10 protein-coding genes are annotated in these 13,034 nt (G+C 33.7%); 3 read left to right on the plus strand and 7 right to left on the minus strand.

Annotated features, from left to right (window positions below):
* Positions 1 to 97 precede the first annotated feature (97 nt).
* Complete coding sequence (locus AC1Q5Z_RS10995; protein WP_492444787.1) at positions 98 to 1,699, plus strand: L,D-transpeptidase family protein; 1,602 nt, start codon at positions 98 to 100, stop codon at positions 1,697 to 1,699.
* Between the two features lie 66 nt (positions 1,700 to 1,765).
* Here AC1Q5Z_RS10995 and AC1Q5Z_RS11000 read toward each other — a convergent pair whose 3' ends face one another.
* The 3 genes from AC1Q5Z_RS11000 to AC1Q5Z_RS11010 all read right to left on the minus strand — a co-directional run bounded on the left by AC1Q5Z_RS11000 (position 1,766) and on the right by AC1Q5Z_RS11010 (position 6,412).
* The gene (locus AC1Q5Z_RS11000; RefSeq protein WP_343588928.1) at positions 1,766 to 4,195 is read right to left on the minus strand and encodes an ABC transporter permease; all 2,430 of its coding nucleotides are present in this window, start codon (positions 4,193 to 4,195) and stop codon (positions 1,766 to 1,768) included.
* Between the two features lie 131 nt (positions 4,196 to 4,326).
* Complete coding sequence (locus AC1Q5Z_RS11005; protein ID WP_111376033.1) at positions 4,327 to 5,034, minus strand: ABC transporter ATP-binding protein; 708 nt, start codon at positions 5,032 to 5,034, stop codon at positions 4,327 to 4,329.
* A gap of 127 nt (positions 5,035 to 5,161) precedes the next feature.
* The gene (locus AC1Q5Z_RS11010) at positions 5,162 to 6,412 is read right to left on the minus strand and encodes an efflux RND transporter periplasmic adaptor subunit (protein WP_343588927.1); all 1,251 of its coding nucleotides are present in this window, start codon (positions 6,410 to 6,412) and stop codon (positions 5,162 to 5,164) included.
* 160 nt (positions 6,413 to 6,572) lie between these two features.
* Here AC1Q5Z_RS11010 and AC1Q5Z_RS11015 point away from each other — a divergent pair, with 160 nt between their 5' ends.
* On the plus strand, positions 6,573 to 7,925 hold the full coding sequence (locus AC1Q5Z_RS11015; protein ID WP_492444790.1) for a sigma-54-dependent transcriptional regulator: 1,353 nt from the start codon (positions 6,573 to 6,575) through the stop codon (positions 7,923 to 7,925).
* 99 nt (positions 7,926 to 8,024) lie between these two features.
* Entirely contained in the window at positions 8,025 to 9,350 is a 1,326-nt protein-coding gene (locus AC1Q5Z_RS11020; RefSeq protein WP_492444792.1) for a sensor histidine kinase, read from the plus strand.
* A 129-nt stretch (positions 9,351 to 9,479) separates the two neighbouring features.
* Here AC1Q5Z_RS11020 and AC1Q5Z_RS11025 read toward each other — a convergent pair whose 3' ends face one another.
* The 4 genes from AC1Q5Z_RS11025 to AC1Q5Z_RS11040 form a co-directional block, all read right to left on the minus strand.
* On the minus strand, positions 9,480 to 9,806 hold the full coding sequence (locus AC1Q5Z_RS11025) for an MGMT family protein (RefSeq protein WP_111286436.1): 327 nt from the start codon (positions 9,804 to 9,806) through the stop codon (positions 9,480 to 9,482).
* A gap of 134 nt (positions 9,807 to 9,940) precedes the next feature.
* The gene (locus tag AC1Q5Z_RS11030; RefSeq protein WP_492444794.1) at positions 9,941 to 10,579 is read right to left on the minus strand and encodes a lysine transporter LysE; all 639 of its coding nucleotides are present in this window, start codon (positions 10,577 to 10,579) and stop codon (positions 9,941 to 9,943) included.
* Between the two features lie 41 nt (positions 10,580 to 10,620).
* Positions 10,621 to 11,298, minus strand: a complete 678-nt coding sequence (gene trmB, locus AC1Q5Z_RS11035; RefSeq protein WP_095929742.1) for a tRNA (guanosine(46)-N7)-methyltransferase TrmB — start codon at positions 11,296 to 11,298, stop codon at positions 10,621 to 10,623.
* A gap of 202 nt (positions 11,299 to 11,500) precedes the next feature.
* A complete protein-coding gene (locus AC1Q5Z_RS11040; RefSeq protein WP_492444796.1) occupies positions 11,501 to 12,883 on the minus strand; it encodes an ammonium transporter in 1,383 nt (460 codons plus the stop codon).
* Positions 12,884 to 13,034: the final 151 nt, after the last annotated feature.

Raw genomic sequence — 13,034 nt, forward strand, 5'->3', positions numbered from 1 at the left:
GAAAAAAATATATGAAAACTAAGGTTTTTTTAGAGTGTTTATTGGGTTTTCGGTATTTTTTTTAAAGTTATTTCCACTAATTTAAAACTTTAAAAATATGCGAAATTTTACTTTTTCTTTAATTATTGTTACAGTCGGTTTTTTTGCATTTTCATTCAATTCATTATCCAACAGTGCCAAAAACAATACTGATTTAACAAATCGAAAAGCTGTTTCGGTCATTACTCTCGATGCCGCTTCAATCAATGCTTTTTTTAAAAAATATCCTAAACTTAAAAAATATCAGAAAGATGTCGAGGGTATTTACAAAGCCAAAGACTATAAATCTATTTGGTATGATGATAAAAGTATCACCGAATTTGGATCCTTATTGTACCAGAAAGTAAATGTTCTGAAAGATCAAGGTATTGAAGAGAAAATGCCTTACAAAGAGCAAATTGATGAGGCTTTTAATGAAAGTTCTTCAAACAAACCATCACAGCTTGATACCGAATTACTGCTTACAAGCATGTATGTATTTTATGCCAGTAACGTGTATTCTGGGGTAGATCCTGCGACTTTGAAAAAAATAGGATGGTACTTGCCTGCAAAATCTATTTCGTATACTCACATTCTAGATTCATTAATGGTAGATTCAGATCGATTGAATGAAGATGATAATCTGTTATTCAGCCAATATTACAAATTGAAGGATGCACTTAAAAAATACCGTAAAATAGAAACCGATAATCTTTGGAAGAAAATTACAATTGATAGTCTCAATTTTAAAGACTTAAGACCAGACGATACAGCTATTGCTATAAAACAAATTAGAAATCGCTTATTTGTAGTTGGAGATTTAAAACAAGATTCTGGAAGTGATATTTATGATGAAGAATTGATGGCGGGAGTTTTAAATTATAAAAAAAGATATAATCTAAAAATAAATTATGCCCTAACAAGAGATATTATCAATCAGATGAATGAGCCGATTAGTAAAAGAATCAGAACCATTATGCTGAATATGGAAAGATGCAGATGGATTCCGACCAAATTGGCAAAAGCTGAAGAATATGTCATGATAAATATCCCGTCATTCAGATTATTCTATGTTAAGGACGGAAAATACGATCTTGTTTCGGATATTTTTGTTGGTAACAGGCTTAGTGAGACTGTAATTTTTAGCGGTAATATGGATCGGATTGTTTTTAGTCCTTATTGGTATGTGCCAACGAGTATTATTCAAAATGAATTAAAACTTCAGATGGCAAGTGATAAAAACTATCTGGCAGAACATAATATGGAATGGAATGGAGGGAAAGTGCGACAAAAACCGGGACCAAAGAATTCTCTAGGATTAGTAAAATTTATGTTTCCGAATCCGAACGATATTTACATGCACGACACGCCTGCCAAAAGTTTGTTCGAATTTGAAAAACGTACTTTCAGCCACGGTTGTATAAATGTGAAAGAAGCCAAACAGCTTGCATTGCATATTTTAAAAGACGATCCAGACTGGCCGGTAGATAAAATTGAAAGCGCTATGAGTGGAGAAAAAGAAACAACTTGTATGCTTAAACGCAAAATTCCGGTTTACATAGGATATTTTACGTGTTGGGTTCAGGATAACGGAGAAGTCAATTTTTTCCCAGATGTATACGATCGAGACCAAAGTCTAGACAAACTGATCTATAACGATGCTGTAACGATGAAAGATTAAAAATAGAAGCCCGGCGGATTTAAAAAAAAATCTGTCGGGCTTCTTTAAAAAAAATGGTCTACAAGCTTATTCGTATTTTAAATATTTTAATATATCGATTTTGGTTACCTGAAATGCTTTTGTTAAAACAATAAATAAGGTTAAGAACAAAAGAGAAATCAAGGCAATTATGAAAGGAATAGTCGATATTCCAATTCTAAAAGCGAAATCTTCCAGCCATTTCTGTAATAATATATAAGCAGGAACAATCCCGATTGCAAATCCTATAAAACAGTAAACAATATATTGTTTCGACAATTCTTTTAGGAGAATATCTGTTTCAGCTCCTAATGTTTTTCGAATGGCGATTTCTTTCAATCTTCTCTCCATCGAAAATGATGCCAAAGCAAACAATCCAAATATAGCAATTACGATTACGACCAAATTTAGGATGAAAAAGAGGTTTTTTTGCTTGACTTGCTCTTCATAAGTTTTTGCAAATACTTTGTTAACAAATTCGTAATCAAATGGATAGTCTGGATTTACGTTTTTCTCCCAATATAATTTCAATTTTTCTAACGTTTCTGTTAAATTATTTGGAGAAACCTTTACAAGCACTCTATTGAAATTATTCCATTTTAACGTTTTTAAACTAATAAAAACCATTGGCGGAACCTTATTCTGCAAATCGATTAAATTAAAGTCTTTTACAACTCCAACAACTCTAAACTTTAAGTTATCATCGCTGCCAATACTCCAGCCCGATGTTATCATAGTGTTTACTGGATTCTTAAGATTTAGTTCTTTAGCAAGCGTTTCGTTTATAAGCATGCCACTTACCGTGTCTGATGCAAATTGAGGAGATAAATCGCGTCCTTCGGCGATTTTGATTTTCATCATTTCAAGAAATCCAAAATCCATTTCGATGTTTTTGGGCTGTACAAAAATTCCATTATGCTTAAATCCTGAACTTGATCCAGCATTACCTCCAAAAGTGCCGGCAAATGTAGTGACATCTACAACTCCTGGGATTTTTTTAATTTCTTGTTTCTGTGCTAAATATTTATCTGTTCTGCTTAACCGCTCTTTTGTATTGTACGTAATAGAAAGTACTTGGTCACCGTTGAAGCCTAGATCTTTATTCATCATGTAATCAACCTGCGAATTGACAATCAATGCTCCAATGATAAAGAAAGCTGCAATTCCGAACTGAAAAATAAGCATTGAGTTTCGAATCCAGATACCACTTTTACTTCTTGAAAAATTACCTTTTAAAACCTTTAATGTTTCAAAATTTGAGATATAAACAGCAGGGAAAATACCCGCAAGAACAATTACTAATCCAAATATAAAAATAAGCTGCAGGTAAAATTCGCCGCCATTCATAGTCAAAGTCTTTCTCAAGAAAGTATTGTAATAAGGTAATGAAAGCTCAACAATAGCAAGTGCAAAAACAATAGCAAGCATTACTATTATGGAAGTTTCAAAAATAAACTGAGCAACAATCTGTTTTTTGGTTGCACCAACAATCTTACGAACACCAACTTCTTTGGCGCGTTTAATGGCCGATGCAGTTGCTAGATTGATATAGTTTACCATCGATAAAAATAATATTAGAACAGATAAACCGCCCATAATATAAAGCAATTTTAAATTGCCTTGTCCTTCGGGAAAATTTTGTCCTCCTGAACTTTTTGTGCCATACAAACGAGAGGTTTTCAATTGATCAAGCATCACTTCGACCTGTCCGTTTTCTTTTAGATATTGTTCTACAGTCTGGCCGCTGGCTTTTGCATCTTTTACTGTTCTGTTGATAAAAATTACATTTTGCATTTTCTTTATAAGAGCAGAAGGATTGGTTCCTTTTTTAGCTTTGACCATTAAAGCATAATTAAAATTTCCCCATTGATCTTTATCACCGTCACGTTTAACCCCGTTAAAAATATAATTTGGTTCTATAGAAGAAGGTTTAGTCACACGATAAACCGCTTTTACGATGTAATCGCCATTTCCATACGTAATTGATTTGCCAATTGGATCATCGTTTTTGAAAAGCAATTTTGCCTGATCTTCAGATACAGCAGCGCTATTTTTTTCTTTTAAAATATTCTCTTTGCTTCCTTTTATAATTTCAAAAGGAAAAAAATCAAAAAAGTTTTCGTCTGTACGAATAACTTTTTTATCTAATATTTTTAGATTTTGAAATTTAACAACGCCATCTTCGTACCAATTGTATAGAAAGCAAACTTTGTCAATTTCTGGAATTGTAGCTTTACAGGTTTCTCCAAACGGGATCGAACTAGTTGCCCAAATATCTCCCGAGCCAATTTTGTTTAGAACAAGATAAGCGTTCTCTTTTTCAGGATTCCATTGATCGTATGCATTTTCATTGTTCCAATATAAAATTGCAAAAATAACAGAAGCAATTCCGATACTTAATCCCAGAACATTTAAAAACGAAAACAGTTTGCTTTGTTTTAAATGATATATAAATATTTTAAACCAGTTAAAAATCATTTTGAGGTATATTTTTATAGTTGATATGGTTGTTTTGGTAAACCTTTCGGTTTTAAATCATAGTAAATATTTTGCACACCAGTTCTACCAGAACTACCAGTGCAGTAACAATAATTTTAATCATCACTTTATTATTTAGCGTCCATAAAAACATCAACATTACGTTGATTTAACTTTTCAGAAAATATAACTCCGTCTTTCATGTGAATGGTTCTTTGCGAAAAAGAAGCATCATAATCAGAGTGGGTAACCATCAAAATAGTAGCGCCTTTAGCATGTAAATCGGTTAAAAGTTCCATCACTTCATTACCGTTTTTACTGTCTAAGTTTCCTGTTGGCTCATCGGCCAAAATAATTTTAGGGTCATTTACCAAAGCTCTTGCAACCGCAACCCTTTGTTGCTGTCCTCCAGAAAGTTGTTGTGGGAAATGTTTCAAACGATGAGAGATGTTTAGCTTTTCGGCAATCGCCTCAATTTTCTGTTTTCTTTCAGAAGCTTTTACGTTGTTGTAAAGCAATGGCAATTCGATATTATCATAAACAGAAAGCTCATCAATTAAGTTGAAGTTTTGAAAAATAAAACCAATGTTTTCTTTGCGTACTTGTGCTCTTCCTTTCTCTTTTAGACCAATCATTTCCTGATCTAATAATTTGTAGCTTCCGCCATCTGCACTGTCCAAGAGACCGATTATATTTAATAAAGTCGATTTTCCACAGCCCGAAGGCCCCATGATAGTTAAAAAATCTCCTTTTTTTATTTCTACGTTGATACCGCTTAAAGCAGCAGTTTCTATTTCTTCTGTTCTAAAAACTTTGGTTAAATTCTGAATTGTGATCATAATTTTTAAGGTTTTGAAATGTTATTAAATACGTTTTTTGATTGATGATTGATCTTTTATAATTGTAAAATGTGAATTGTAAAATGTGAATTGTAAAATGTAAAATGTGATTTGTAACTGCGACTATCTACTGCGATTGTGACTCGAGAGAAAGCTCTTCAATGTCTTTATAATCGGTGTAAGAAGAAGTAACTACAGATTCGCCTTCTTTTAAACCTTCTAAGACTTCATAATATGAAGGATTTTCGCGTCCTAATTTGATATTTCTTCTTATCGCTTTATTTCCGTTTACAACAAAAATCCATTTTCCTGCAGCTTCTTGGTTAAACGCTCCTCTCGGAATTACCAAAGTTCTATTTTTTTCAGACAAAATCAGTTTTACGCCAAAACTAAGTCCGTCCTGCAAGACAATATTTTCTTTACTTATAAAAGCAAGTTCTACAGTAAATCGTCCTCCTTTTACTTCAGGAATTACTTTGGTCACGACAACTTCAAGATTTTTCCCTTTAAATTCTACTTGTCCTTTTAAACCTTCTCTAAGCTTTTCCAGATAAAATTCATCTACTTCGGCAATAAGCTTATATCCTTTATTAGAATCGATTCTTCCGATGCTTGCGCCTGCTTGAAAAGTTTTTCCTAAAACAGGTTCAAAAGAAGTTAATCGTCCTGTTTCTGGCGCTGTGATTAAAAAGTTCTTTTTATTATTTCTCAGAATATCCAAACTCTTTTCCATAGTCTGGATCGAACGGTTTATTTGAGAAATCTGAACCTGATTGCTTTGTTTTTCTTTTTGAATGCTCTGCTGAATTGTTCTTTTGCGTTCTTCCTGAAAACGAAGGCTTTCCTTAAAAGTGTTCCAGTCATTTTTAGAAATTACATCTTTCTCATACAGCTTTGCATTCATGTCGTATAATCTCTTTGCATCGTTGTAGTCGTGTTCGATCAAAACTAAATCTTTGTTTAAGTTTAGTTCTTGATTTCTAATGTTTAATTTTCCTGTATTCAAATTGTTGATTTGCTCAATAATAGCGGTTTCTTGAGTAAGATAATTCAATTCTGTGTTCGGATTGTACAAACGAGCCAGCGATTGTCCTTTGGTAACCATTGCGCCATTTTCTACAAAGATTTCTTTCACAGAACCTCCCTCGGTAACATTCACAAGCATAACGTTCAATGGCTCTACTTTTGCTTGAAAAACAACAAAATCTTCAAAAAAGGCTTTTTCTGCTTTTTGAATTACCAATTCGTCTGCTTTTACATTTAAAGTTCTTTTGGTGTTAAATGCAAAAACACTAATGGTTAGCAAAACTAAAAAAACAGCAATTGCTATTGCGAGATATCTAAATTTTTTACTTTTACGAGGAATTATCGTGTCCATTTTTTAAATTATTTTACTGATAATCAATAGGTAAATACTGTGCCATAAAATTTATTATTTGTAAAGTGTTGAATTTAAAGGAGCTTTAAAAAACACGTTAAAAAAGTAGTGTCCGATAATGAACAGTTGACCGTTCGGAAGCGGACAGAAAAAAGACCAAATGAGAAAAAAACTAGCCCAAATATTAGTTGTCGACGATCAAGAAGAAATTCTTTTTTCTGCAAAAATGATTCTTAAAAAACATTTCGAGACCATTTTTACAACTAATAGTCCAAAAAAAATCATTTCAATTTTAAGCGAAAATGACATAAATGTGGTTTTGCTGGATATGAATTATAGAATTGGTTTTGAAGATGGGCGTGAAGGCATTCATTGGCTGAAAGAAATTAAAACGCTTTCTCCGCAGACAGTCGTTATTTTAATGACCGCTTTTGGTAAAATTGAAACCGCTGTAGAAGGTATTAAAATTGGGGCTTTTGATTATGTGCTAAAGCCGTGGAATAACGAAAAGCTGTTGGAAGTTATTGATAAAGCAGTTACTGAAAGCAGAAAAAACAACAAAAAAACAACTTCAGAAAAAGCAGAGAAAACCGAAAAGAAATATTTTGTTGGCACTTCAGCAAAAATAAAACAAGCTTATTCTATTGCCGAAAAAGTAGCTAGAACAGATGCGAATGTTTTGATTTTGGGCGAAAACGGAACAGGAAAATATGTTTTTGCAGAATTTATTCACCAACATTCAGAGAGGAAAAATCAGCCTTTTGTGCATGTCGATTTAGGTTCTCTAAGTGGTAATTTATTCGAAAGCGAACTTTTTGGTTACGCCAAAGGTGCTTTTACCGATGCTAAAATTGATACTCCAGGACGTTTTGAAAATGCGTCGAACGGAACTATTTTTTTAGATGAAATTGGAAATATTCCGCTTCATCTTCAGGCTAAATTATTACATGTTTTACAAACCAAAACCGTAACTCGTCTAGGCGAAAGTAAACCACGACCACTGAATGTTCGTGTTATTGCAGCAACCAACAGTGATATAAAAACTGAGGTAAAAAATAAAACCTTCCGTGAAGATTTGCTGTACCGAATTAATACCATGGAAATCAATCTTCCGTCTTTACGCGAAAGAAAAGACGATATTGTGCCAATGGCAAATTTCATTCTAGAACAGATTGCAGAAAAATACAATCAGGAAAATTGGTGTTTTGAAGATAATGTTGCATCTTATCTGGAAAAATATCCGTGGAAAGGAAATGTGCGTGAAATGGAAAACAAAATAGAACGCGCTTTGATTTTGGCGGAAAACAACACCATTTCGGTAATGGATTTGGATATTTTGGACTTTGAAGAGATTCAGGAAAATGATGAAAATCCGTTATCAGAAATGGAGAAAGGCGCAATCGAAAAAGCACTTTTCAAGCACAACGGAAACATCAGCAAAACTGCCGAAGAATTAGGTTTGTCGCGCGCTGCGTTGTACAGAAGAATAGAGAAATACGATTTGAAGAATTAGAACGAATAATAATTTTGCCACAGATTAAAAGGATTTTCACAGATTTAAAATAAAAAATCCTTTTTAATCCTTTTAATCTGTGGCAAAAAATAATAATAAATGAAGAATTGGAAATTTTATAATGCGTTGTTTGTTAGGGTTCTATTTGTCATGGTGCTCTTCCTTACCAGTGCATTATTGTTCTATGAAGGATTTCAATACAACGCTTTATTGGTTGGTGTTTTTGTTTTGATTTTCCTATTCGAAATGTATTTTTTTGTCAAAAACCAATTGCTGTTTTATAACAAAACGATAAACTCGATTCTACATGACGACTTTTCTGCCCATTTTCCAGAAGAACATAAAAAAGATAATTTCAATAGTCTGTATCTTTTATATGATACTTTAAAAGTTCAGAAACAAGAGCAGATTTCCAAAGAATTAATCTACCGTTCGATTTTGAACAGTATCGATAGCGCCGCTTTAATCTTAGAAAAAGAAAATGAGGATTGGTCTATTTTTATAATGAATGACTGTTTTTCTAAGCTTTTTAAAGTGCCAAAAATGAGTCATTGGAAATACCTGAAAAACTATCTTCCGAGTTTGTGTGGCGAAATTGAAAAGGTTGGTTTTACAGAATTAAAAACCGCTATTTCAATCAAAATTGAAGATCAGGATTTGCAGACTTTTATGTTGCAGACTTCGTATACGCAAACCTACGATAAAGAGTATTTTATCATTTTATTAGACAGTATTCAGAGGGTTATTGAGAAAAAAGAAAAAGAAGCGTGGATTAATTTAATGAAGATCATTTCACATGAATTAATGAATTCTCTAACGCCTATTCGTGCGCTTTCGCAGAATTTGCTTCATATTGTAGATCAGGAAGAATTGGAAGAAGACGATTTTGAAGACATCAAAAGCAGTATTTCAACCATAATAAATAGGAGCGATCATTTGCAGTTTTTTGTGGAGAATTACCGTAAACTAGCAATGTTGCCAACGCCGAACAAACAAATGACGCCAATCAATGCCTTGTTTGAAGATTGTCTTCGAATTATGAGTCCGATTTTGAAAGAAGAAGGAATAGAATTGATGAATGAAATACACAGTTCGCGTTCTATTATGATTGATAAAAATCAGATGGAGCAGGTGATTATCAATTTGATTACCAATAGTATTCATGCTTTAAAAGAAAAAACAGAAAAGAAATTAATAATTTCCAGTTATACAGAAAATAATCGCTTTTTCATTGTGATTTCAGACAACGGAAAAGGAGTAGATGCAGAAATTAGAGATAAAGTTTTTCTTCCGTTTTTCACCACAAGAAAAGATGGAGCGGGAATTGGTTTGACGCTTTCCAAAAATATTATAGAAGCGCATGGAGGTTATCTAAGCTACCAAACCGATGAGGATAAAACGAGTTTTGTGATTTGCTTGATTTAATCTTTAATGCTCCTGCAAGGTTTTCAAAACCTTGTAGGTTTTGCTCTTTTAAATGTCTTTATAATTATTGTCAATTAAAATGTTAGACCTACAAGGTTTTGAAAACCTTGCAGCAAGACTTTCTGTGTTTTACGATTCAACTTCTGGTTTCCAGAAATGTTTCTCAAAATCTACAATTTGATTGTTGACTACTTTTATTCCTTCGTTTTCTAAAAGCTGTTGCATTAAATTGGTTCCGTCAAAGTGATGTTTTCCTGTCAAAAGACCTTTTTGGTTTACGACTCTATGTGCAGGAACATCATCCATATTATGGCAAGCGTTCATTGCCCAACCGACCATTCGTGCAGAACGTGCTGTGCCCAATGCTTTTGCAATAGCGCCATAAGAAGTTACTTTTCCAAACGGAATTTGTCTGGCGATTACATAAACTCTTTCAAAAAAATTTTCTTCTGCCATGATTTTGTCTTTTTTGCCACAGATTTAAAGGATTAAATTGATTATCTGCTCAAATCCTTAAAAATCTGCGTGAAAAAATATTTACCACAAAGTAAAAAAATCATTTTAATCTGTGAAATCTGTGGCTATAAAAATTAACCGAAGTAGTAATTCAGGATATTAAAAAGTGTTGCAACAGCGACTAATCCAGTAATGGTTCCGATAATAGTGTTCATGTTTCGCATGAAGTAATCGGTTTTCTTTTCTATTCTTCCAAAGAAGGCAATATAGCTATACAAAATCGCAAAAGCTCCAAGAACCGAGCCTAATACAAAGGTTAAAATAATTGTGTTTTCGAATACAAAAAGATGATACGAAGCAAGTGTTACACTTATTACAACATAATAAGGAATAGGGAAGAAGTTTAGTCCAGAAAGTAGCATTCCTAGAAAGAAACTGCTTTTTTTGCTGGTTTTCTTTAGTTTCGTTTTTTTCTTTGCTATTGGATCTTTTGCAAAAAAGAAAAAATAAACGGTTAAAATCGAAAAAATGACAAAACCAGCTTCGCGCAATAATATTACAACATCTGGACGATTGTCTATCACACGAGCAAACAATACCGCAATGTAAGCCTGAAAAAAAATAATTAAAACCGCGCCAATTACAAATGATAGAGCATTCTTTTTCCCTTCTTTCATTTTTATTTTGGCAGCCGTCATATTGAGCAATCCAGGCGGAATAGTTCCAATGGCAGCGGCAATAAAACCTGAAATTAGGGGAGTAAGGTAGATCATTTAGTTATTAAATCGGTTAGATAAAGGCTTCAAAATTAAAGTTAGTCTTTAATTTTGAAACGAATATACGTAATTGCCTTATTAATTTCTAAATATTGTTTTTCGTAAAAAGTCTGGATAGAAGTCACAACTTCTGGGCTTCCTTCGTTTTTATATACGTTATGATTCGCGTATAAAACTTCGTGACCTTCTCCGTGAAGCAATCCAAGAGTATAACCGTGCATGAATTCGCTATCGGTTTTAAGATTTACAACACCGTCCTTTTTCAGGATTTTTTTATACAATTTCAAGAACTCAGAATTCGTCATTCTGTGTTTCGTTCTTTTGTATTTGATCTGCGGATCTGGGAAAGTAATCCAGATTTCGTCAACTTCGCCTTCAGCAAAAATATGATTGATCAATTCAATTTGTGTACGTACGAAAGCGACATTATGAAGACCGTCTTCAACAGCAGTTTTAGCACCTCTCCAGAAACGCGCACCTTTAATGTCAATTCCGATAAAATTTTTGTTTGGGTATTTCTCTGCTAATCCAACAGAATATTCTCCCTTTCCGCATCCTAATTCTAAAACTAATGGATTATCATTTTTAAAGAAATCAGAATTCCATTTTCCTTTTAAAGGCATTAAATCGCCTACAACTTCTTCTCTGGTTGGTTGAAAAACGTTTTGAAATGTTTCGTTCTCTCTGAATCTTTTTAGTTTATTTTTACTTCCCACTTTTACAAAAATTTTCGGCAAAATTAAGGAATATAAACGAATGAAAATAGCGTAATTAGGTTTAAAAAGTTTTCAGCCACGAATTCATGTGAAGTATATTTTGTTTTTTGCCACGAATTACACGAATTTCCACTAATTTTTTTCTGCGATGCAGTTAAATATTGATTCGTGGAAATTCGTGTAATTCGTGGCAACTTATATTTTAACCGTAATGTGGCTCAGTAATGGGTTGTGCCTTTGGGTCAAGAGATTCATCGTGTTGTGATAAATCCAATCCAATGTGTTCTGATTCTTCTGAAACTCTTAACGGAATAATGAAATTAGTTACTTTGAACAAGAAGTAAGCTCCGAAGAAAGTAAAGATCGAAACCAAAACCAACGCCATCATGTGATGTCCGAAAACATTCCATCCGCCGTGAAGTAAACTTGCATCTTCGCCGTGAGCGAAAATAGCAGTTAGAATCATTCCCATAATTCCGCCGACACCATGACAAGCAAAAACGTCAAGTGTATCATCGAACTTTTTAGAGTATTTACAATTTACAGCCGTGTTAGAAACCAACGCCGTAATGAAACCGAAGAACATACTTTCTGGCACCGAAACAAAACCAGCAGCAGGCGTAATGGCAACAAGACCAACAACAGCGCCAATACAAGCGCCTAGAGCAGAAACTTTTCTTCCGTTCATTCTATCAAAGAAAATCCAAGTTAACATGGCTGCAGCAGACGAAGTTGTCGTTGTTGCAAAAGCCATCGCAGCAGTTCCATTGGCAGCAAGAGCAGATCCAGCGTTGAATCCGAACCAGCCGAACCAAAGCATTCCCGTTCCTAATAATACAAACGGAATATTGGTTGGAATATGCTGGCTGTTTTTTCTTTTTCCTAAAACAATAACTCCAGCCAAAGCAGCAAAACCAGAACTCATGTGTACAACCGTTCCTCCTGCAAAATCTTTAACACCAAAATAACTTCCTAAAACGCCCGTCGGGTACCAAACCGCGTGACATAAAGGAGCATATATAAAAATGGTAAATAAACTAATGAAAACTAAATAAGAGATAAAACGAACGCGTTCTGCAAATGAACCTGTGATAATTGCAGGACAAATGATGGCAAATTTCATCTGAAACAAAGCAAAAAGCATAAACGGAATCGTACTGGCCAATTGTTTATGAGGCAGAACGCCAACATAATCCATAAAAGCAAAAGTAGTTGGATTTCCGAAAAAACTATAGAAATGATCTCCAGAACCAAAACCAATTGGTTCTCCAAAAGCCAAACTAAAAGCAACTACAACCCATAAAAGCGTAACTACACCTAGACAGATAAAACTCTGTAGCATAGTCGAAATCACGTTTTTCTTTCCAACCATTCCGCCATAAAAGAAAGACAATCCTGGTGTCATAATTAAAACTAGACAGCTCGAAGTAAGCATCCAGGCAACATCGGCAGGAACAATGTGATCTGTAGTTCCAAATTCTGATAAAACATAATTATTTTCGGTCACTGTTGGCCAAAATGCCCCTATCGTACATACGACGCTTATCATGATAAAGGAGATAATCCAGCGTTTTTCTATTTTCATTTTTAAAATACTTTGTTTAACCCTATTTTTTTTGGGGTCAAAGTTAGAAAAAAATAAAGATTCTTGTTTTTAAGGCTGTTAAAATAGAGGTATGGGTTTTATTTTGATGAATTTTGTAAAATACCGCTCGTTTTTTTGACAGTATCTTATT

This window comes from Flavobacterium sp. GW823-FHT06G12, from assembly GCF_058794775.1.